This is a genomic window from Paenibacillus sp. FSL R10-2736 (assembly GCF_038000245.1).
In the GTDB taxonomy this organism is placed as follows: Bacteria; Bacillota; Bacilli; order Paenibacillales; family Paenibacillaceae; genus Paenibacillus_AQ; species Paenibacillus_AQ phytohabitans.
In genome coordinates this window covers 3,612,856-3,634,787 of sequence record NZ_JBBOBN010000001.1, presented here as the reverse complement: position 1 = coordinate 3,634,787, position 21,932 = coordinate 3,612,856, and the positions used below count along the sequence as shown (strand labels likewise).

Here is a 21,932-nt window from a genome sequence, read left to right as displayed (position 1 = left end):
CATAGCATTCATATTCTTAATTCCGGAGGTTCATCTATGAGTCAGCGTTTGCGTATTACCCGTTCTATGCAGGAAGGCAATGCAGAGCAAGCTATTACATTGGAAGAGTGCACACAGTATTTTGCAGACAAACCCGATTTCTCGTACTCACAAGTCTTAACCGTAAAAGGGCCCGAGAGCACGATGTCCATTGAGGGTGACTTTTTCATGTGGAGCTATGAAGGGATGGAGTTTCCTTTCCGGTTGTACATGGGAGATCTGTACGTAGCCCTTTCCACAGAAGCCGTAGTTCCTGTATTGCTCGAGGTTGCCACCGCCCTGCGGGCTGACGTGGTTGAAGGGTAGCTTAGGGAAAGTTCAGGTTAATCTGTTTATTACACATTAAGTAACCCCAGGTGATGTTATATTTATTCAATGAATACGGCACATTTAGGGGGCAATTGTATGAATAATATTAAGACTAGAGTAAGTCCGCTGCACGAGATGTTAACCGATTTTGTTGAGAATGGACCGTTTACGGGATTAGCTATAGGCATTGTTAAAGATAACGAGGTTATCTTCACAGGTGAGTATGGAGCAGCCAATGTGGCGACAGGTGAGCCAGTGGATAGCAGCACTTTATTTCATCAAGCCTCCGTCTCCAAAACATTCGTAGTTACAGCGGTTATGCGGCTGGTGGAACGCGGACAGGTAGAGCTGGATTCGCCCGTCAAGAACTATCTTCCTTATTTCAAAATGGAGGATGAACGTTATCTTCAGATTACTGTAGGGCAGCTGCTCAACCATACCTCCGGCATGCCGGATGAAGAGGATTATGCCTGGGACCGGCCTGAATACGATGAAGAGAGTCTCGAACGGTACGTGAAAAGCGTCAGCCGTCACAAGCTGCTGAGCGAACCCGGCACTCATTTTGCTTATAGTAATATCGCTTATGAGATTCTGGGGGATTTGATCGCCAAGGTCAGCGGTCTGAGCTTTGAGCAATATATGAATGAGCATATTCTTGAACCGGTGGGGATGACATCCAGTTCATTTCTGAAGCAGGAGGTGGAAACGGCTCTGGCCGCTCCTCATGTACTGAAGAATTCAGCAGAGTACGGCCCTGGTGTAAGTGAGGTGTTTCCATACAACAGGGCGCATGCCCCCAGTTCCACGCTGTATACCAATGCCCAAGATATGTGCCAATATATGCTGATGCAGCTGATTCAGGGGAAGGCCAAGGACCGGTATAACGCTTTACAGCCCGGCAGCTATGATCTGATGTGGAATCCTACCATGGCTACAGGCTGGGGCCCTGAGCATGAGCAGGTCGGGCTGGGCTGGTTCCTGGATGAGTATAAAGGGTCCCGGATTCTCTCGCATTCCGGATGGGATACCGGCTTTCTGAGTGAACTGATCCTGTTCCCGGATGAAAATATAGGCATCTCTATAATGACCAATTGTGACTATGTATGGCTGGGCAGCGTGACCCATCCAATCCTTGATTTGCTGCTGGGTTCGGATGTCAGTCAGCTCAAGCAGTCGATGGCACATCTCGTTGCCATGGTTGCTGTAACCAATGGAGTCGATAAGGCACTCGAAGAATACCAGCGTATCAATAGTTTGGAGCAGGACAACTATTATTCCGCAGATTTTGAATTTGTGCGCGTTTCGGATACTTTAAGCTGGAGGGGCCACCATGAAGAAGCTATCCGCGTTCTTACCTGTGCCGCCGCAATCTTCCCTGATAGTGAATCGGTTTCAGACAGGCTGAAGGGGCTTATGACAGAAGCATAGACGTTTTGCAGATACTTAATATGAACTTATCAAGGCTCCGCCGACAGTCAGAAGGACTGCGGAGGAGCCTTTTTATAAGATTCTATAGTTGCTGCACTGAATCCATACGCCGCCAGCCCATGTATACCAGAGACAGGGCAACAACGGTGAGGATGATCCCAAGGACCCGGAATCCGCCGAAGCTGAACTGATTCCCCATCACGATGCCGATCAGCAACGAAGAGAGGATGGTCCCGAAGTATCTGGACGTACTGAATAATCCGGAGGATACGCCGATGATGTCTTTGGGGGAACTGTTGAACAAGGCGGCTTGCATCGCGACATTGTTCAATCCGTTACTGATTCCGAAGGCCGCCAGAGCGAGGCATATGCTGATCAACGGAGATGACGGATTCAACATCACGATCCATACTGATCCGAGTGTCATAAGGATTGCGGATACTACCATGGCGGGCCTTGGACCTGACACATCAATCCATTTCCCAGCCAGCGGAGAGACAACCAGTGAGCATAAACCCAGACTTAACATAAGAATTCCCGTGTGGAACTCGCTGACATGACGAACCAGCTGCAGGTAAGACGGCAGGCCGAAAAAGACAGAATAAAACAGAAGATTAACCAGCATGAACTGGAGATTGACCCAAGTCAGCGCCGGATAGCTCGCGAAAGTCCGCAGCGGAATAAAGGGTGATTTGGCGAAGAGCTCATGCCGCACGAAGACTGCAAGGAGAACTAGTCCGGCCAGGCCGGCTATAACATTGAATAAGGAGACATGTCCGGAGGATTTGGCAGACAGCAGTTGAGCTAGCAAGGCAACCAGACCTACAGAGAATAGCAGAATACCAGCTACATCCATACGGTTCATCCATTGGCGCATAGACAGCTTATTGGCAGCGGCAGCCAGCGGCTGGTCCTTCGGAATAGTCCTCCAGGCTAACACAAAGCTTGCCGTCACAAAGGGAACGTTGATGAAGAAGATGGACGACCAGCCCCATAAGTGAATCAGTACCCCTCCGATAAAAGGCCCAATGGCTGCGGCTCCCGATGTGAACATAGACAGAACAGACAGCGCGGTAGCCTGCTTCTCCGTAATATGCACCCGTACAATAGCCATTCCTACCGCCACCACCATACTGGTACCAACGGATTGTACAATCCGGAATACGATCAGCCACCCGAAGCCCGGGGCCAAAGGAGCTAATATAGAAGCAACGAAGACGATAACCAGCCCGGTAAGAAAGATGGTCCTGCGTCCGAATATATCACTGGCTTTGCCCATGACAGGTTGAGCAACCGCGCTGGCAATATAGAATGAGAAGATAATCCAGGAGACTACAGTGTAATCAAGCTGGAACTGATGCTGTAATCGTGGTATAGCCACAGAGACCATTGAAGAGTTGAGCGGGTTTAGCAGGATTCCCAGCCCGACGGATATCATTAACCACCAGCTGCGGGTATTCATTGTAATTTCCCCCTATAATTGCGTTAGGGATATCGTACTTGAAATGGATTATTTACTCCAACGCATTTTATGTTATGATTTCATAGACTTGAGGGAATGAATGGAGGCGGGTTATGGAACTTCTTCAATTGCAATATTTCATCGCAGTGGCCCGTTTAGAGCATATGACCGAGGCTGCGCTTACGTTGCATGTGACTCAGTCCTCGCTCAGCAAGACCATTCAGCGCCTGGAAGAGGATCTTGGGGTTCCCCTGTTTGACCGGACCGGGAGGAAGCTGCGTTTAAATGAGTCCGGCAGCAGATTCCTTCCGCGTGCGGAGAAGGCCTTGTTTGAATTGGAGCAGGGGAGGCAGGAGCTTAGAGATTTGTCCAGCCTGGAGCCGGATACACTTGAATTAGCCGTCACCACCGCAAGCACATTGCCTAATATCCTCCGGGAATTCCGCAAAAAGCTGCCGGCTGTCCATTTCCACGTACAAATGCTGTCCATGCAGGAGATGATTACCCTTCTTCGAAGGGGAGAGGTCGATTTCTGTTTGTCCTCACCTCCGGTATGGGGAGAAGATATGGAGTGTCAAATCGTCTGCACCGACCCTATCTATGTTGCCGTTCCAGCGGGGCACCGTTTGGCAGGCCGCCAGAGCTTATCCCTAATAGAGCTAAAGGATGAATGGTTTGCCGGTGTGAGAAAAGGCTACGGGATTCGTGATTTGGTGGACTCCGTATGCCAATCTGCAGGATTTACCCCACAGTATGTGTATGAAGGGGATGAACCGGCAAGGCTCGTCGCCCTGGTGGAAGCCGGAATCGGCTTAGCCTTCATACCCGGCACGGCCAAGAATGCCCAGGATAATATAGTGTTGATCCCTGTTGAGGATCAGGGACTGGTCAGGGAAATCGCCTTGTTATGGCATAAGAGCCGATACATTTCACAGGCTGGACGGATATTCCGTGACGTTGTTATTGAATATTTTAATGGAAACAATGAAGAATGAAGGAGGCTGTGATCCATGGATTCTAATCAAGCTGAACATAAGCGCGTTCTAGTTGTATTTCCGCATCCCGATGATGAAGCCTTTGCTGCTGCAGGGACCCTGGCGAAATACATAGACAGCGGTTCCGGGGTGACCTATGCCTGTCTGACCTTAGGGGAGATGGGGCGGAACATGGGAATCCCGCCATTCGCGAACCGGGTTACTTTGCCGGAGATCCGCAAGGAAGAATTGATAGCCTCCTGCCGTGCGATTGGCATACAGGATTTAAGGATGCTTGGTTTCCACGATAAAATGATCGAATTCGAAGACCCGCAGCTCCTGGACAATACACTTTTGGCACTGCTCAAAGAATTGACCCCGTCACTCGTCATTACCTTTTATCCCGGCTATAGTGTCCATCCCGATCACGATGCCACCGGAGCAGCTGTCATCCGGGCGGTCAGCAGGCTCCCGGCTGCGCAGCGGCCAATAGTTCACTGTATTGCGTTCTCCAGCAACCATGAGCAGATGATCGGCCCGGCGGATGTGAACGTAGACGTGACTGCATTCCTAGCGAAGAAAATGGCCTCGATTCAGGCCCACCGTTCGCAATATCAAGCGGCGGAGCTTGTTGGAAGCCGGGAGCTGACTGCGGAGGAGATTCAAATCCGGTTCGGACGGGAATCCTTTTGGACCTACCAGGTGGAATAAGTGCTACAATAATAATGTTAATGCACTAAGGCGTCGGGAGGGCAGGCCATGAACAAAGAAGAACAGGTCCTGATGAATTTCAGGGATTTATTTAACAAGCTGAGCTGGCTGAATAAATCCAAGATGGAAGAGAGTCTTAAGGGGTACAAGCCCTCTGAGGTACATTGCATCGAATATATCGGGCAAAATGCGGATTCCAACGTGACCATACTTGCGGAGCATTTTTATATGACTAGAAGTGCTATAAGCAAAATAACCAAGAAGCTTATGGAAAAGGGCTATATCGAAAGCTACCAGAAGCCGGATAACAAGAAGGAAATCTATTTCAGGCTTACGAAGCAAGGGGAAGCGGTCAGCAAAGTCCATGAGGAGCTGCACCAGGAATTCCGCGAGCGGGATAAAGCTGTATTCGAGCAGGTAACCGAGGAGCAATATGACAATATGCTTGACTTCATTGAGAAGTATAGCAGGCATTTGGATACAGAAATCACAAAACTCTGTGCAGATTTGAAATCGGAATGAATTGAATACTCATAATGAAACCTCAGGCAGCCGGGCTCTTTCGAGAACGGTTGTCTTTTTTATTGCATTTTTGTTGACGAGGAAACAAAAATGCAGTAGGATGATTATGTTTCCTAGGAAACATAATCATGACGTTTGAGGGGAGAATTACATGTTCAAATCCAGATCACACTCTACACAGAACACAGAACAAACCGTAGACAGACACGCTTTAATCTTCGGCCTTATCTCTGTATTTCTGTGCGGAATAGGCTTCACTATCATAGCGCCTGTCGTTCCATTCTTAGTGCAGCCGTATACTGATAATCCGGGAGAACAAGCGGTAATGGTTACGCTGCTGACCTCCGTTTATGCATTTTGCGTGTTTTTTGCGGCTCCGGTACTTGGAGCACTAAGCGACAAATACGGCCGCCGTCCATTGCTCATTTTATGTCTGCTCGGTTCCGCGGTCGGGTACTTCGTCTTCGGGATAGGAGGAGCTCTATGGGTACTGTTCGCCGGTCGGATCATAGAAGGTATAACAGGCGGGAGCATCAGCACGATTTTTGCCTATTTTGCAGACATTATTCCTCCGGAGCAGAGAACCAAATACTTTGGCTGGGTGAGTGCGGTCGTAGGTGCAGGAACCATCATTGGCCCGAGTGTAGGCGGGTTACTTGCCAAGTTTGGTTATGCTGTACCGATGTATTTTGGAGCGGCCATTACTTTATTGAATGTTATCTACGGATTCTTCTACATGCCGGAGAGTCTGAGCAAGAATAATAGACTGCAAGAGATTACCTTTGTTAGACTGAATCCATTCTCACAGCTGGCCAGTCTGCTCTCCATGAAAAACTTGAACAGGCTGCTTATTTCCGCCTTCCTGCTCTGGATACCTAATGGATCTATGCAGGCTGTGTTCTCACAATTCACAATGGATTCCTTCAGCTGGAAACCGGCAATCATCGGACTAATGTTCTCCATTATGGGCTTCCAGGATATCCTGTCGCAAGGCTTCATCATGCCCAAGCTTCTGAAGAAATTAAGTGATCAGCAGATCGCCGTACTTGGAATGGTCTCGGAAATTATAGGCTATGGTTTCATTGCCGTCTCGTCTCTCTTAGCGTTCTATCCGCTTTTCATCGTTGGGATGTTCATCTTCGGCTTTGGTGATTCGATCTTTGGACCATCGTTCAACGGGATGCTATCCAAGTCTGTCGATTCGAGCGAACAAGGGAGGATTCAAGGCGGCAGCCAATCGATTCAGGCGTTGGCCAGGATGATCGGGCCTCTCATTGGGGGGCAAATCTATGTATCGCTTGGTCATTCCGCGCCCGCTGTTATGGGGATCATCCTAATCGCAGCGGCAATACCGGTTCTATACAAGAGAACGCATGTAACGATGTAAAATGTCTTGCAGCCCCGCCAATCAGCGGGGCTCTTGTTCTTCCTATATAATTATGGTATAACTTATTACAAGTCATTTAATAAGTGGTGATTGAGGTGCAGGTCGGCCGATTACTCTACAAGAAAAGGCAGGAATAAACAATGAACCAGAAAGAAAGAATGCTTGCAGGTCTCCCTTATAAAGCTTGGCTGGATGGATTAACGGAAGAGAGAACAGCTGCCAGACTGATGGTCCATCAGTTCAATCTGCTCCGTCCTGATGAAGAAGAGGAGAGAGCAGCACTGATCCGGAAGATTATCGGCAAGACAGGAGAGGTAATTCATATCGAAGCGCCCTTCCACTGCGATTATGGAACCAACATCTCTGTGGGGAATAATTTCTATGCTAATTTCAACTGTACTATTCTTGATGTCGGCAGAGTCGTCATCGGTGATAATGTCATGTTTGCTCCGAATGTATCGCTCTATACCGCAGGACATCCCGTCCATCCCGATTCCCGGAATTCAGGCTATGAATATGGGATCGCTATAACGATCGGCAATAATGTCTGGATCGGTGGCAACGTGATCGTGAATCCGGGCGTAACCATAGGTAACAATGTAGTGATCGGGGCTGGCAGCGTGGTTACCAAGGACATTCCCGATAATGTGATAGCAGTAGGCAGCCCATGCAGAATTATCCGTGAGATCACTGAAGAAGACCGGAAATTTTATTATAAGGACAGAGAATTTGATGTTACGGATTACTAAATAAGCACATAGGTAGCTCTCAGCGGTCCATGCACACCCACCACGAGTTTCATTTCGATATCGGCGGAATTGGAGGGGCCGGAGATGAAATTAATCGATGAGCCCACCGGCTCACCGGCTTGAATTCTCCGGTTAAACGCTGCTGCTGCCTGAGTAGAACGGAGCACAAGCCTCTGCCGCTCAATCACCGCAATATAATGGGCAGGCAGGAAGTGAAGGGAGCGGCCCTGATCCGGGCGGCTCTCTACCACAACCGTTCCCGACTCGGCCAGCGCACAGTCGGCGAAGATAATCGCTGTATTCGCTGATTCAGCCCGCCTAACATTCTCCTCTCTTCCTGCTGCTTCCTCCCACACGGCGGCATCCGGGAACTCCAGCCCGTATTCGGCAAACCGGGGATCTCCGGAAGTCATAACCAGCCCGCCGCCATTCGCTTCTATAAGATCATCCAAGGTCCGCTGCAGAATCTCCGGATTCGATTCAATCACCTGAGTGTGAATGAAGAAACACTGCTCCTTAAGAATCTCTACCAGATCGTCGTTAGTTAGCTCGCCATAGCTGTCCGGAATCAAGTCCTGTATAACAGGCCGCTGAACATTAGTCTTACGTTCCCGGCCCAGCTTAGCGGCAATTGTATTCAGAAATGCCTCCTTATTCGAGGATATTGTCATTGCTCTGACCCTCCTTTACGTTTCTCCATCCATGCCCGGAAGCTGTCCTGCTGCTTGACGGGCTGCTTGAGGTCGCGGGCATGAATCCAGCCGTGAATCATGGCGGGTCCTCTTACGATTCGCCCCTGTTTACTCATCAATCGGCTGGCGGAGTGTGCTAACCGCAGGGTCCGGCCGAATAGGGCAGGGGAGGACAGCAGCCGGCTGGCCGCTTTCATCTGAAGCCTGTCTGCGGCGCCGGTTCTTCGCTGCCCGACAATGTTCTGCCGGTGCATGATCAGCTGCTCATGCAGCGGAATCTTCACCGGGCAGACATCTGTACAAGCACCGCACAGACTGGAGGCAAACGGCAGCTCCTTATAGTCATCGTACCCGCCAAGCAGCGGGGTGATTACCGCACCGATCGGGCCCGGATAGATTGATCCGTAAGCATGCCCGCCGATATGGCGGTAGATCGGGCAGACATTAAGGCAAGCGCCGCAGCGGATACACTGCAACGCCTCGTTAAATTCACTTCCCAGAATATCGGACCGGCCGTTGTCGACAACAACCAGGTGGAATTCCTCGGGACCATCTGTCTCTCCGGCTGCAGAAGGCCCCAATACGGTAATGTAGCTGGTTAATTTCTGTCCGACGGCACTGCGGCAGAGCAGGTTATCCAGAACCTCCATTTCCTCCATGGTCGGGACAATCCGCTCCATACCCATCACCGCAATATGGGTCTTCGGAATGGCGGCCGTAAGATCACCATTGCCCTCATTGGTCACCAGATTGATCGCTCCCAGATTAGCTATAGCGAAGTTACAGCCCGTAATCCCGACTTCAGCTTCCAGGAACTTCTGCCGCAGAACCGTCCGGGCGAATCCGGCCAGATTCTCCGGGGTTTCATCTCCCGTATATCCGAGCTTCTCTGAGAACACCCGCCGGATTTGTCTCCGGTCTTTATGCAGTGCGGGAGCGACGATATGCGAGGGCGGGTCCCAATCATCCATTTGGAGGATATACTCCCCAAGATCCGTCTCAATCAGCTCACAGCCGGCTTCGATCAGGACATGGTTCAGCTCAATTTCCTCCGTGACCATAGATTTGGATTTTACAACCTTTTTAGCCTGCTTACGCACAACAACATCCCGTATATAACTGCTGGCCTCTTCTTTGGTAGCTGCAAAATAAATATGGCCGCCTTGTCGCTCCACATTATCAGCGAGCTGCTCCAGGTAATAATCCAGATTCTGCAGGGTATGCTGGCGGATAAGCTGGCCTACGTTCCGCCACTGCTCCCAATCCCCTAGTGCGGTGGCGGCAGACAGACGTCTCGTCTTGAGACTGTCCTGCGCAGAACCGACAGCATTTCGCATGAATGAATCCCCAAGGCCTTCTGTAGTCCGTTCGCTGAAATTACGTTTATCGGTTTGCAGGCTCAAGTCCGGCTTCCTCCTCTGCTAACAACAGGCTGATGCTGATTCAGCACTTCAGCAATATGCATAATCTTGACAGGCTCACCCTTGCGGGACAGACGCCCCCCGATATTCAGCAGGCAGCCCATATCTGCACTAATCAGAATATCAGCTCCGGTATCCTTGATACAGCCGCATTTCTCGTCTACCATCTGCTCGGAAATCTCAGGCATCTTGACCGAAAAGGTTCCGCCAAAGCCGCAGCAGTTATCGCTGTTCTTAAGCGGCTCCAGCTGCAGTCCTCTGACGTGTTCAAGCAGCTGGTATGGAGTTTCCTTCTCACCCAGCAGTCTTGTCATATGGCAGGAACGGTGGTAGGTGGCGGTTCCTTCAAGGCTTGCACCAACATCTGTAACGCCAAGCACCCTAACGATGAACTGCGTGAACTCATAGGATTTCTCCTTCAAAGCAACCGCTTTCAATTCCCACTGCGGATCACCTTTGAAGATCTTCGGGTATTCATGGAACATAGCAATGCAGGAGCCGGAAGGACCCACGACATATTCGGAGTTCTCGAAGGCAAGCATCATATTCTGCATGGCGAGCTTCGAATCCTTCAGATAGCCGCTGTTGTAAGTGGGCTGCCCGCAGCAGACCTGCGAAGCCGGGAAATCGATCTCACAACCCAGCCGCTCAAGGACTTCAACCATAGCAATACCAACCTCCGGGGTCATAAGGTCTACTAAACAAGTAGAGAAAATACTGACTTTCACAGCCGATCCCTCCAATCAATGTAACCCTATATTCATAGCTTAACTCAAGAAGTCAATGAAAAACAACATAAAAACAAATAGTAAATGTGAATCTTATTGACAATAAATATTGATAGCGTTTACACTATGGTTGGGCAATTGTAATAATCTACCTTGAGGGGGAGAAACAGTGACCAAGCATTTGATGTATATCGATGGCCAATTTACGGAATCCGAAGGCAAAGAATGGATCGAAGTAACCAACCCGGCAACAGATGAAGTAATCTCACAGGTTCCCAAGGCTACAAGGAATGATGTCATACGTGCCATTAATGCAGCCGAAGAAGCCCAATCAGCCTGGGAGGAAACTCCGGCGGTCGAGAGAGGCAGATATTTGCATGCCATTGCAGACGGGATACGCGCGGAGGCGGATAGCATCGCCAGGCTGATCTCGGAAGAAGTAGGCAAGACACTGGAATTATCTGCGGTAGAGGTTAACTTTACAGCGGATTATTTGGATTATATGGCGGAATGGGCACGGCGTTATGAAGGGGAGATCGTTCAGAGCGACCGTGATAATGAGAATATTTTTGTGTTTAAACGGGCGATTGGTGTAACGACAGGCATCCTGCCCTGGAATTTCCCGTTCTTCCTGATCGCGAGAAAGATGGCTCCGGCGCTGATTACGGGCAATACGATTGTCGTCAAGCCCAGTGCGGAATCCCCGAACAATGCCGTGGCCTTCAGCCGCATTGTTGATAAAGCCGGTCTGCCCAAAGGGGTATTCAACCTGGTAACAGGCAGAGGCGGAGAAGTAGGCCATGAACTGGCCAGTAACCCGAAGGTCGGAATGGTCAGTCTTACAGGCAGCGTACCCGCCGGACAAAAGGTGATGGAGGCAGCCGCCGAGAATATCATTAAGGTCAGTTTGGAGCTTGGGGGCAAGGCACCGGCCATTGTTATGAAGGATGCCGATCTGGACCTGGCGATCAAAGCGATTGTGGATTCCCGTGTAATTAATACAGGCCAAGTCTGTAACTGTGCAGAGCGCGTCTATGTACATGAGGCCATTAAGGATGAATTCACCTCCCGCCTGGTTGAAGCTATGAAGGCAGTGAAATACGGAGACCCGCTCAAGGACAAGGATATTCATATGGGACCTCTGATTAATAAAGCCGCACAAGAATCGGTTCAGCAGAAGGTGGACCGGGCAGTTCAAGAAGGGGCCACAATTGCTCTGGGCGGTAAAAAGGTAGAAGGTGCAGGCAGCTTCTTCGAGCCGACGGTCATCACCAATGCCACCAACGACATGGAGATTGTGCAGGATGAAATCTTCGGTCCGGTTATCCCGGTCATTTCGTTCTCTACCCTAGATGAAGCGATCGCGCTTGCCAACGATAGTGAATTCGGATTAACGTCATCGTTATATACCCAGAATCTGAATGTCGCTATGAAAGTAATCAAACGTCTGAAATACGGAGAGACCTACATTAACCGCGAGAATTTTGAAGCGATGCAGGGCTTCCATGCAGGCTGGAGAAAGTCCGGGATCGGCGGTGCCGACGGCAAACATGGACTGAACGAATATCTGCAGACGCACGTAGTCTATCTACAGTATGACAAGTCAGTTAACTAAATGAACTCATAATTCTCGCAGATATAATAAATGCTCCCAGGCAGTGTGGGAGCATTTTTGCGTGGTTATTCAAGACTTTTCTTCAAATAATATTTCGTCTGGCCTTCCTGGGGACAATTATGGATCTCCCCGAAGACCTCGTACCCCAGCTTCTGATAAAAGCGCGGAGCCTGCCAGCTCATGGTGGTTAATTCACTCACCTTACAGCCTCGCGACCGGGCTCTGTCTTCCAGCTCCTTGAGCAATATTGCGCCTAGTCCGTTGCCTCTATAGGCGGGATCGACGGCCAGCAGATGAACATTTAGAATCTTCCAGACCATATCTCCGGTAATACCCCCTACATATGTATCTCCTTCATACGCTGCCAGCGAGATCACTTCGCGCTCATACGGCGGAATGCTGTCATCCATCCGCCGGCTATGCTCCTCCAGTAATCCCGATATTTCCTGACTGTTCTGCTCCAGGTTCAAGTCTGCGATTCTCAACCCAATCACTCCTTCTGCTGAAATTGTAACACAAATTTAAATTATTATTGACAATTTGCCCGCAGTTAAATATATTGTTCATAAGACTAAAAGTTTCCCGAAGGAAACTTTTATGTATTCAGAACTTATTGTTTCATTCAGGAAACAAAAGATATTTAGACTCATAATTATATCAGATTTCAGACAGCAATTAGCAGATAAGGAGTTAGCATATGATCGAGATTAAAGACCTAAACGTTGATTATTTCGGCAGTTCAGCACTGGAGAATGTGAATCTCGAGATCCCGTTCGGGCATACGGTGGGGATCATCGGACCGAATGGCGCAGGGAAATCAACACTGATTAAGGCTTTATTAGAAGTGATTAAGAAGAGAACTGGCTCGGTCAGGGTTGAGGGCAGGGATATTTCGGAGTACAAACGGAAGATTGCCTATGTGCCGCAAAAAAACGATATTGATCTCACGTTTCCGATCACAGTGAAGGATACGGTGTTGACTGGAACGTACCCGAACCTGAGAATCTTCCAGCGCCCCGGCAAAAAAGAGCGGGAACGGGCCGAGGAATGTATGGCGATGGTGGATATAAGCGATCTTGCGAATAAACAAATCAGCAATTTATCCGGCGGACAGCTGCAAAGGGTCTTTATTGCCAGGGCACTCGCCCAGGGAGCGGACGTTTTTTTCCTGGATGAACCGTTTGTCGGGATCGACATGGTCAGTGAGAAGATTATCGTGAATCTGCTTAAGCATCTTCGTGAAGATGGGAAAACCATTCTCGTCGTTCACCATGATCTGCATGAGGTGGAAGAGTATTTTGACAAAATTATTATCCTGAATAAAAAACTGATTGCCTTTGGAGATGTGAAAGATACCTTCACTACCGACAATATCCGCGCAGCATATGGTGCCTCCTTGGGCAATGTGATCATCAAAGGGGCAGGAGGGACCGAATATGACTAATTATATGTCAGACTTGTTCAACATCCCGGTCTACGCGCTTAACGCCGGCTTATCCGCCATCATCCTGGGCATTGTATCGGGAGCGCTGGGCAGCTTCATTGTTCTCCGGAAGATGTCGCTGATGGGCGATGCTTTATCTCATGCTGTACTGCCTGGTGTAGCCTTGTCCTACATACTGGGGATCAACATCCTGCTGGGCGCATCCCTGTTTGGCCTGTTAGCCGCCATCCTCATTCAATTCATTACAAGCCGCAGTACGATCAAAAGCGACACCTCTATCGGCATTATACTCAGTTCATTTTTCGCCCTGGGGATTGTCCTCATTACTTTTGCCAAAAGCGGTCTGGATCTGACTCATATTCTGTTCGGGAATATTCTCGCTGTTCCGCAGTCTGAGTTAACGCAATCTTTCATCATCATGCTCGTTGTGATTGCCATTATTGTATTGCTGTATAAAGAGCTGCTGATCAGTTCGTTCGATCCGGTAGTTGCCAAGGCTTATGGTTTAAAAACAGGCTTCTATCATTATCTGCTGATGATGCTGCTGTCTGTAGTTACGGTATCCTCGTTATCGCAAGTGGGGATTGTGCTGGTCATTGCGATGCTGGTGATCCCGGCAGCCACCTCCTATTTATGGACCCATACGCTGATCCACATGATTGTTTTAGCCTCTGCGGTGGGTGCGGTATCGGGAATTGTAGGTGTGTATCTCAGCTTTGGCTTTAATCTCCCGACAAGTGCCACGATAGTACTGGTGGGTGTGAGCCTGTTCGCGGTCTCCTTCATACTGTCACCCAAAAATAATTTCTTAAGGAAAGGGCTGAAGCAAGGATGAAACAACTCAAATGGCTATCATCTATCGTACTGATCTCACTGCTCGCTGCTTGTTCTAATACTAATGAGAGGGAAGCGGGTGAGGATAAGCTGCAGATTGTTGCCACGTACTCCATCATCGCGGATATGACCGAGAATATTGTCGGGGACAAAGCTGAAGTATACAGTATGGTTCCCATCGGAACAGACCCGCATATGTATGATCCATTACCTGCCGATACGGGCAAGGTGTCCAGCGCAGATTTGATTTTCTATAACGGCCTGAATCTGGAGACGGGAAAAGGTTGGTTCCAGGACCTGCTGAAGGTGACGAACAAGAACGAGGTTGCCTTTGCTGTCTCCGATGAAGTGACACCGATGTATCTGACTGAGAAAGGCAAGGAAACGCAAGTGGACCCCCATGCCTGGCTGGATATCCAGAATTCCATTAAGTACGTGGATGTGATCACCACACGTGTAATTGAACAGGACCCGGACAACAAGGAGTATTATCTTAACAATCAGACAGCCTATGTGAAGGAACTGAATGAGCTGGACCAATACGCCAAAGAGGAAGTAAATAAGATCCCGCAGGAACAGCGGATTCTCGTTACCAGCGAAGGGGCATTCAAGTATTTCTCGAAGGCTTACGGCTTCGAATCGGCTTTCATCTGGGAGATTAATACGGACAGCCAAGGGACGCCGGAGCAAATGAAACGGATCATTAGTATTATTGAAGAGAATCAGGTGCCTGCATTATTCCTGGAGACGAGCGTGAACCCCAAGACGATGGAGACCATCTCTAATGAGACAGGAGTGCCTATACATTCTAAGATCTTCACTGATTCCTTAGCTAAAAAAGGGGAAGACGGCGACACCTACATTAAGATGATTCAATGGAATATCGACAAGGTCATCGAAGGGCTGTCACCTGATAAATGAAGGTAAGGCACATGAAGAGTGTCCAAAAGGCGGAATCCGCTGCTTGGAACACTCTTTTTTGTTTTACAGTTTGTATAAAAATGGACGAAAGACAAATTGAAATGACAAATATCATATTTTTGCGATGATTTATTCATTACACTAAACCACAAGAATGAAATTGATAATCATTATCAATTGTTGAACAGCAATTTTTATAATACAACTGGCGGGGGGGATTCGGTTGCAGGGTCGTTTTTGGCGGACTGTATTGGCAGTGTTTCTGTTGATGCTATTGATCATACCAGGTCAAGCTCATGCAGCGGACGGCAATTGGCGCAAGGTGGTAGAGCAGATTGATGACACTTTGCAGCAAGCGCTGAAGACTTATGTAAGCGGGGATGTCGCAGAGGCCAAGAACCAGGTCAATAATGCGTATTATGGTCCCTATGAAGCCGGTCAGATGGAGAAAGCTGTGAAATATAATATTTCATCGAAACGGAATGCCCTGATTGAGGAAGAATTCCGCCAGATCCGGAAATCCATGACGGCTGGGGCGACCAAAGCCCAGGTGAATCAACAGATGTCTGAGCTGGTGGACATGCTGCAGGAGGATGCGGCAACGCTAAGTAAGTCCGACAGTACGCCGTGGGGGATTTTCTTATCATCACTGGTCATTATCCTGCGTGAAGGTATTGAAGCAATTCTGGTTATCGCGGCAATCATTGCGTATCTGCTCAAGTCGGGCAATAAGGATAAGGTCAGGATTATCTACCAGAGCACATTAGTGGCACTTGGGGCAAGCGTGCTGACTGCCATCGGGCTCAAATATTTATTCAACATCAGCGGTGCCAGCCAGGAGAATCTGGAGGGAATTACGATGCTGCTGGCCGTAGCTGTATTGTTCTCCATGAGCTTCTGGTTAATCGGTAAAGCAGACGCCAAACGGTGGAAGAATTACATCGAAGGCAAGATTCAGACATCCATTACGACAGGTAACACCGTAACTTTGTGGCTTGCAGCTTTTCTTGCTGTATACAGGGAAGGTGCAGAAACTGTGCTCTTCTACCAGGCTCTAGTGACTGGACAAGACAGGGAAGGAATTAGCATGATTGGGCTGGGGATTCTGGTAGGCGCCTTGGCGCTGGTCGTCATATTCCTGGTTATCCGCTTCGGAAGTTTGCGTATCCCGCTGAAGCCGTTCTTCATCGGCACCAGCATTCTGATGTACTATCTGGCCTTCGTGTTCGCCGGAGAAGCCATCACGGAGCTCCAGGCTGGAGCAATGATTAGTGCAAGTTCGGTCTCCGGATTCCCGATTATCAGCTTCTTCGGAATCTATCCGACGGTCGAGAGCTTAACCGCGCAAGGTCTGCTGCTGCTGGCTACCGCCATAGGACTAATCTGGTACCTGATCTCTTCCCGCAAAGGGACAGTCAAACCGGATGGCAAGCCTGCACAGGGTTAAGCGTCATAACGTTATTGGCAATGCTTCATAAATAAATAATTCATTAGGGGTGTAGAGGATGAAACAAATTAAAAATGTATTGATGGTTACCGGAATTGTACTCGCAATGTCTGCCATAATGGCAGGTTGTAGTTCGGACAACAACAGCAGCAGCAATGCCGCGGCATCAGGCAATAATACGGCAGTCAATGCTGCGGCGGATGAAGCGCCAGCTTTTGAAGAATTCCCGATCGGGGAAGAGCAGGAAGTGGATGGCATCAAGATTGGCGCCCTGTACCTGCAGCCGGTGGATATGGAGCCTATGGATAAAGCAGGCTTGCCAGCCGCACAGTCTGACTTCCACCTCGAAGCAGATATTGCCGCACTGGAAGGGAACGAGACAGGCTTCGGTATCGGGGAGTTCATTCCTTACCTGACTGTTCATTATCAGATCAAAGCCAAAGATACAGACACCGTTGTCTCTGAAGGCACCTTCATGCCGATGAATGCTTCGGACGGCGCACATTATGGAGCTAACGTTAAACTTCCGGGCGCAGGTACTTATGTTCTGAACTATGTAGTAGAATCCCCGGAGAAAATGGACTATCTGCTGCACACGGATGATGCGACTGGGGTTACCGGCCGGTTCTGGCAGGAGCCGATCGACTTGACTTGGGAATTCTCCTGGGTGCCAAGAACCTGGTAAGCCGGACCGGACAGAACCTTCGCAAGCTCAATCGGAGAATAGTGTGGTGAGGAAGACATGTTAAAAGCTACTGCGATTACACTCAGCAACGGTTTTGAGATCGCGCTGATTATATCCGTTCTTATTGTATGGCTCCGCCATACCGGAAACAGCCGCTTCAGTAAATGGATCTATTCCGGGACAGCTGCTTCAGCCGTTATCGGTTGGGTAGTACTATACCTGCTGAAATGGTCCGGCCCGAAGAAAGAAAGCTTCACCGGCTGGACCATGGCGGTGTCCTTCATCCTGGAGATTGCATTGCTAATCTGGGTGATCAGGGAAAGAAAGCTTCACACCCGGAAGAACAATGCAGCGCAATTGCTGTGGAGCAGAGGCGGCGTGAGGACCGTATTCATTTGCCTCACTTCTGTCTGCCTGACCGTGCTGCCGGTGATGCGCATCCTGCAGTTTCCAAGCAGCATCTTCATCCAGACCTACAGTGTAGTCAACACGGAGCTTATCCTTAAGTTCACTGGCGGCTTGCTCGGCCTGGTATGCAGCATATTGTTCGGCCTGTCTTTTGTAAGAAGCACACGTACACTTTCGGCCCGCAGCTCTGTGGCTGGAAGTGTCTTGCTTCTGGCCGCGATGATGCTTAACCAGCTGTTTACAGTTGCACAGATCCTGTTCGCCAGAGGGGTATTTCCGCTAACTCCGGTGACGATGGACATTCTGATTCCCGTTATTAACAATATGGATAAATATCTATACGTATTGCTGGCAGCTTCTTTCATCTGGACCGTAACGGTCTTATTGTCGTTTTTCCGGAGAGAAGAAAAACTGTCAGAGACGTGGAATCCTGCAGTCCAGCGGAAATTCAAAGCCCGGGTACGAAATGACAAGCGCTGGCTGGCAGCTATTGCCGCCCTGATGGTGCTTGTTCCTGCCTTGCTTAGTGTTGAGGCAGTGCTGGCAAACCAAGTCATCGAATTGTCTCCGGCAGAGCCGGTTACTCCTGATGCCAGCCACCAGATCGTGATTCCGCAAGCTTCAGTAGATGACCGGAATCTGCACAGATTCGGATATACCGCCGCAGATGGTACGATTGTACGCTTCATTATCATCCGCAAATCCGAAACGATGTACGGGATAGGCTTCGATGCCTGCAAAATCTGCGGATCGTCTGGATACTATCAGAAGGGAAACAAGGTCATTTGCCGGAAATGCGACGTCATTATGAACATTCCGACCATCGGGTTCGAAGGCGGCTGTAATCCGATCCCGCTGGCCTATCACATGGATAAAGGCAATCTCGTTATTGCCAGCAGTGACCTCGAGAAGGAAACCGCTACGTTTCATCAGGAGGATCTGTTCCAGCATTAAGGGATGACGGCGTTATAAGATTGGGGATGGGAAAATGTTTTTCAGAATGCTCGCCAAGGCGTTTACTGTAGGCTTTAAGGGCAAGCTCCTGCTTATTATCACCATTGCCTTCGGAGCGTCCCTCGCTACAGCCATGCTGAATGTATCGCTGGATGTCGGCGATAAAATGAACCGGGAACTCAAAACCTACGGTGCCAATCTGCAGGTCCTTCCAAAAATGGATGCTTTGCCTGCGGAGATCGACGGGGTGGACTTCAATCCGCTGGCTGACAGAGAGTTCATTGATGAGCAGGAGCTGCCCAAGATCAAGACGATCTTCTGGGCCTATAATATAGTGGCCTTTACTCCGTATCTGGAGGCTTCCGCCAGCGTGAATAACGTGAACCATCCTGTAGCGGTGGTAGGCACCTGGTTCAACAAAGATCTGGATCTGCCTACAGGGGAGAAGATTAACACAGGTATCCGGCAGCTCAAAACATGGTGGCAGGTTGACGGGGAATGGGTGAAGGACGATGACGGCAGCACTGCGCTTGTAGGTTCAGCCCTGGCTGGACAGCTTGGATTAACACCCGGACAGACCGTGGACGTCAATATTGAAGCGGGCGGTGTCAGCAAGAGTCTGCCGCTGAAGGTTGCAGGCATCTTAAGCGGCGGAGGAACAGATGATGACAAAATCTTCGTTTCTCTAAGCACATTGCAGCAAACGACCGGGCTTACCGGTAAGGTAAGCAGAGTTGAAGTGAGTGCACTGACCACCCCGGAGAACGAGCTGGCCCGCAGGGCCGCGCTGAATCCGGACCGGCTATCCGCGAAGGATTATGAGACCTGGTATTGCACCGCGTATGTCAGTGCGATTGCCTATCAGATTGAGAAGGCGCTGCCCGGCTCCGAGGCTAAGGTTATCCGGCAGGTTGCCGAATCCGAGGGCATGATTCTAACCAAAATTCAGCTGCTGATGTTCATCCTTACAGCTGCTGCGCTCATCAGCTCCGGTCTCGGAATCTCCGGCCTGATGACTACTAAAGTGCTGGAAAGAAGCAAGGAGATCGGCCTGATGAAAGCGCTGGGGGCACAGAGCTCCGCCGTACTGCTGTTATTTGTGATGGAAGCCGTAATCTCCGGGCTTGCAGGCGGACTCCTTGGTTACGGTGCGGGTCTTGGTTTCGCCCAGATTATCGACCGCACTGTATTCGACACCGCGCTTTCATTTAAAGGACTGGTTCTGCCGCTCGTCCTGCTGCTCTCCGTGCTGCTCACCCTGGCCGGAAGCTTCTCGGCCATGCGGATGGTTATCCGTCTGCAGCCAGCTAATGTAATGAGGGGCGGGAGATAAGCATGCGCAAATCAACGATGTTCATCAGGATGCTGATCAGCTCCTTTCAGCTGCGGAAATCAAGAATGTTAATTGCGCTATTCGCTATCATTGTCGGAACCGCGGTAATCTCCGGCCTGCTAAGCGTGTACTATGATATCAATATAAAGATGGGGATGGAATTCCGCTCGTATGGCGCGAATCTGATCCTCACGCCAACGTCCGAATCGCAGAACAAGGTATTTTCAGAGAGTACTACACAGGAGATTGCCGGTATATTCCCGCAGCAGGATGTTGTAGGGTACACATCCAATCTCTATGGTCTGGTGAAAATCAATACCCGCAGACTGGTGGTAGTCGGTACCTGGTTCGATCAGATTCCGAAGATCACACCGTACTGGGAAGTTACAGGAACTATGGATACAGACCGGAATGCCTCAGGAACCGTGCTTGTCGGAAAGGACTTAGCGGAGAAGCTGGGTTACAAGATTGGAACGGTGCTTCCGCTTCAGGATGAAGTCTCAGGTAACGAGCAGAAGGTTACGGTAACCGGGACGATCAGCAGCGGCGGGACCGAAGATAATCAAATATTCATCAATCTGGCAGATGCCCAGAAGCTGTTTCATCAGGAAGGCCAAGCGAATGCAGCTTACTTCAGTATTGCCGGGGAGGGACTGGATGCGGCAGCCTCAGCGGTCAATCTGAACTATCCGCAAATGGAGCTTAGTCCGATCAAGCAAATCTCCGGCTCGGAGACCGTCATGCTGGACAAAATCAGCTCGCTGGTCTATATCGTCGTGATCATTATTCTCTTATCTACTCTACTATGCGTAGCCACCACGATGATGACGATGGTGATGGAGCGCAAGCAGGAGATTGCCCTGAAAAAAGTGCTCGGCGCTCAGAACAAAGCACTGGCGCTGGAGTTTCTGAGCGAAGCCGGGGTACTGGCGCTGGCGGGAACTCTCGCCGGACTGGTGTTCGGCTATTTCCTGGCCCAGGTCATCGGGGAAAGCGTCTTTCATTCCTCCATATCCTTCCGCTGGGCAGTTATTCCGCTTGTCACGGTTACGGCTCTGCTTGTTGCCGGGCTGGCTTCGCTGATTCCGCTCAGATCTGTAATCGGTATAGAGCCGGCAGTTGTGCTCAAAGGGGAATAAGACAGAAAGGGGTAAGGACAATGAGTATTCTGGAAATCACCGGAGTAAGCAAGAAATATGGCAGTCTGCATGCCTTGAAGGATATCACTTTCGCTGTTGAACCGGGAGAATGGCTGTCTATTATGGGCTCCTCCGGTTCGGGAAAGAGCACGATGCTCAATATGATCGGACTTATGGATAAACCGAGCAGCGGCCTGGTGAAGATAGACGGCATAGCCACCAGCTCGATGAGCTCGAGGAAGCTGACGGAGATCCGCAAAGATAAAATCGGCCTGGTCTTCCAGCAGTTTCACCTGATCCCGCATCTTACGGCACTGGAGAATGTTATGGTTGCCCAGTACTATCACAGTATGCCTGACGAGAAGGAGGCAGCGACGGCCCTGGCAAGAGTAGGTCTGGAAGGGCGTGCCAGGCATTTGCCGCGCCAGCTGTCCGGAGGAGAACAGCAGCGGGTGTGCATCGCCAGGGCGCTGATCAATTATCCGGCGCTGATTCTGGCCGATGAGCCGACAGGGAACCTGGATGAAGCCAATGAGAAGATTGTGCTGGACCTGTTCCAGGAGCTGCATCAGGAGGGACATACGATTATTATGGTGACCCACGCGCCGGAGGTCGGGGAACTGGCCGAACGGCAAATCCGGCTGGAACACGGAGTCATCAAGGAGATCCGGATGCCCAATAAGGTTGTTGCTGTCCAGCAGGAGCTGGTTAATAATTAAACAGATCACAT

The 21,932-nt window shown here is 49.9% G+C and carries 22 protein-coding genes; 17 read left to right on the top strand and 5 right to left on the bottom strand.

The window, feature by feature from the left end; genetic code table 11:
- The first annotated feature begins 36 nt into the window (after window positions 1-36).
- Both NSQ73_RS15640 and NSQ73_RS15635 read left to right on the top strand, forming a co-directional pair.
- Entirely contained in the window at window positions 37-345 is a 309-nt protein-coding gene (locus NSQ73_RS15640; RefSeq protein WP_340987178.1) for a hypothetical protein, read from the top strand.
- Window positions 346-444: 99 nt separating this feature from the next.
- On the top strand, window positions 445-1,776 hold the full coding sequence (locus NSQ73_RS15635) for a serine hydrolase domain-containing protein (protein WP_340987177.1): 1,332 nt from the start codon (window positions 445-447) through the stop codon (window positions 1,774-1,776).
- Between the two features lie 82 nt (window positions 1,777-1,858).
- Here the strand turns inward: NSQ73_RS15635 and NSQ73_RS15630 are convergent, their stop codons facing one another.
- The gene (locus tag NSQ73_RS15630; protein ID WP_340987176.1) at window positions 1,859-3,238 is read right to left on the bottom strand and encodes an MFS transporter; all 1,380 of its coding nucleotides are present in this window, start codon (window positions 3,236-3,238) and stop codon (window positions 1,859-1,861) included.
- A gap of 113 nt (window positions 3,239-3,351) precedes the next feature.
- Here NSQ73_RS15630 and NSQ73_RS15625 point away from each other — a divergent pair, with 113 nt between their 5' ends.
- The 5 genes from NSQ73_RS15625 (at window position 3,352) to NSQ73_RS15605 (ending at window position 7,581) form a co-directional block, all read left to right on the top strand.
- Window positions 3,352-4,233 carry a LysR family transcriptional regulator gene (locus tag NSQ73_RS15625; protein WP_340987175.1) on the top strand — a complete coding sequence of 294 codons (882 nt, stop codon included), beginning with the start codon at window positions 3,352-3,354 and terminating at the stop codon, window positions 4,231-4,233.
- A 15-nt stretch (window positions 4,234-4,248) separates the two neighbouring features.
- Entirely contained in the window at window positions 4,249-4,923 is a 675-nt protein-coding gene (gene bshB2 / locus NSQ73_RS15620; protein ID WP_340987174.1) for a bacillithiol biosynthesis deacetylase BshB2, read from the top strand.
- A 48-nt stretch (window positions 4,924-4,971) separates the two neighbouring features.
- Window positions 4,972-5,445, top strand: a complete 474-nt coding sequence (locus NSQ73_RS15615) for a MarR family transcriptional regulator (protein WP_340987173.1) — start codon at window positions 4,972-4,974, stop codon at window positions 5,443-5,445.
- A gap of 151 nt (window positions 5,446-5,596) precedes the next feature.
- Window positions 5,597-6,832 (top strand): MFS transporter, encoded by a 1,236-nt coding sequence (locus NSQ73_RS15610; RefSeq protein WP_340987172.1) that lies wholly within the window; start codon window positions 5,597-5,599, stop codon window positions 6,830-6,832.
- A 140-nt stretch (window positions 6,833-6,972) separates the two neighbouring features.
- Window positions 6,973-7,581, top strand: a complete 609-nt coding sequence (locus NSQ73_RS15605) for a sugar O-acetyltransferase (RefSeq protein ID WP_042137280.1) — start codon at window positions 6,973-6,975, stop codon at window positions 7,579-7,581.
- Here the strand turns inward: NSQ73_RS15605 and NSQ73_RS15600 are convergent.
- The 3 genes from NSQ73_RS15600 to NSQ73_RS15590 all read right to left on the bottom strand — a co-directional run bounded on the left by NSQ73_RS15600 (window position 7,578) and on the right by NSQ73_RS15590 (window position 10,422).
- A complete protein-coding gene (locus NSQ73_RS15600; RefSeq protein ID WP_340987171.1) occupies window positions 7,578-8,252 on the bottom strand; it encodes a LutC/YkgG family protein in 675 nt (224 codons plus the stop codon). The genes NSQ73_RS15605 and NSQ73_RS15600 overlap by 4 nt on opposite strands.
- The gene (locus NSQ73_RS15595) at window positions 8,249-9,610 is read right to left on the bottom strand and encodes a LutB/LldF family L-lactate oxidation iron-sulfur protein (protein ID WP_445669671.1); all 1,362 of its coding nucleotides are present in this window, start codon (window positions 9,608-9,610) and stop codon (window positions 8,249-8,251) included. The genes NSQ73_RS15600 and NSQ73_RS15595 overlap by 4 nt, the downstream gene beginning before the upstream one ends.
- Window positions 9,611-9,672: 62 nt before the next feature.
- Window positions 9,673-10,422 (bottom strand): (Fe-S)-binding protein, encoded by a 750-nt coding sequence (locus tag NSQ73_RS15590; protein WP_042137285.1) that lies wholly within the window; start codon window positions 10,420-10,422, stop codon window positions 9,673-9,675.
- Window positions 10,423-10,591: 169 nt separating this feature from the next.
- Between NSQ73_RS15590 and aldA the strand changes: the two genes are divergently transcribed.
- Complete coding sequence (aldA, locus tag NSQ73_RS15585; protein ID WP_340987169.1) at window positions 10,592-12,037, top strand: aldehyde dehydrogenase; 1,446 nt, start codon at window positions 10,592-10,594, stop codon at window positions 12,035-12,037.
- Between the two features lie 65 nt (window positions 12,038-12,102).
- Here aldA and NSQ73_RS15580 read toward each other — a convergent pair whose 3' ends face one another.
- Window positions 12,103-12,522 carry a GNAT family N-acetyltransferase gene (locus NSQ73_RS15580; protein WP_340987168.1) on the bottom strand — a complete coding sequence of 140 codons (420 nt, stop codon included), beginning with the start codon at window positions 12,520-12,522 and terminating at the stop codon, window positions 12,103-12,105.
- 215 nt (window positions 12,523-12,737) lie between these two features.
- Between NSQ73_RS15580 and NSQ73_RS15575 the strand changes: the two genes are divergently transcribed.
- From NSQ73_RS15575 to NSQ73_RS15535, 9 genes are all read left to right on the top strand, one after another.
- Entirely contained in the window at window positions 12,738-13,481 is a 744-nt protein-coding gene (locus NSQ73_RS15575; protein WP_340989290.1) for a metal ABC transporter ATP-binding protein, read from the top strand.
- Window positions 13,474-14,316 carry a metal ABC transporter permease gene (locus NSQ73_RS15570; protein ID WP_340987167.1) on the top strand — a complete coding sequence of 281 codons (843 nt, stop codon included), beginning with the start codon at window positions 13,474-13,476 and terminating at the stop codon, window positions 14,314-14,316. Before NSQ73_RS15575 ends, NSQ73_RS15570 begins: the two co-directional genes overlap by 8 nt.
- Entirely contained in the window at window positions 14,313-15,236 is a 924-nt protein-coding gene (locus NSQ73_RS15565) for a metal ABC transporter substrate-binding protein (protein ID WP_340987166.1), read from the top strand. The genes NSQ73_RS15570 and NSQ73_RS15565 overlap by 4 nt, the downstream gene beginning before the upstream one ends.
- Window positions 15,237-15,459: 223 nt before the next feature.
- The gene (locus tag NSQ73_RS15560) at window positions 15,460-16,683 is read left to right on the top strand and encodes an FTR1 family iron permease (protein WP_340987165.1); all 1,224 of its coding nucleotides are present in this window, start codon (window positions 15,460-15,462) and stop codon (window positions 16,681-16,683) included.
- A gap of 58 nt (window positions 16,684-16,741) precedes the next feature.
- Window positions 16,742-17,368: an iron transporter gene (locus NSQ73_RS15555; RefSeq protein ID WP_340987164.1), complete on the top strand. Its 627-nt coding sequence runs from the start codon at window positions 16,742-16,744 to the stop codon at window positions 17,366-17,368.
- Between the two features lie 57 nt (window positions 17,369-17,425).
- Window positions 17,426-18,730 carry a Fe-S-containing protein gene (locus NSQ73_RS15550; RefSeq protein WP_340987163.1) on the top strand — a complete coding sequence of 435 codons (1,305 nt, stop codon included), beginning with the start codon at window positions 17,426-17,428 and terminating at the stop codon, window positions 18,728-18,730.
- Window positions 18,731-18,764: 34 nt separating this feature from the next.
- Window positions 18,765-20,063: an ABC transporter permease gene (locus NSQ73_RS15545; RefSeq protein ID WP_340987162.1), complete on the top strand. Its 1,299-nt coding sequence runs from the start codon at window positions 18,765-18,767 to the stop codon at window positions 20,061-20,063.
- Window positions 20,064-20,065: 2 nt separating this feature from the next.
- Window positions 20,066-21,202: an ABC transporter permease gene (locus tag NSQ73_RS15540; protein WP_340987161.1), complete on the top strand. Its 1,137-nt coding sequence runs from the start codon at window positions 20,066-20,068 to the stop codon at window positions 21,200-21,202.
- Window positions 21,203-21,222: 20 nt separating this feature from the next.
- Window positions 21,223-21,921, top strand: a complete 699-nt coding sequence (locus tag NSQ73_RS15535; RefSeq protein WP_340987160.1) for an ABC transporter ATP-binding protein — start codon at window positions 21,223-21,225, stop codon at window positions 21,919-21,921.
- The last annotated feature ends 11 nt before the right edge of the window (window positions 21,922-21,932 follow it).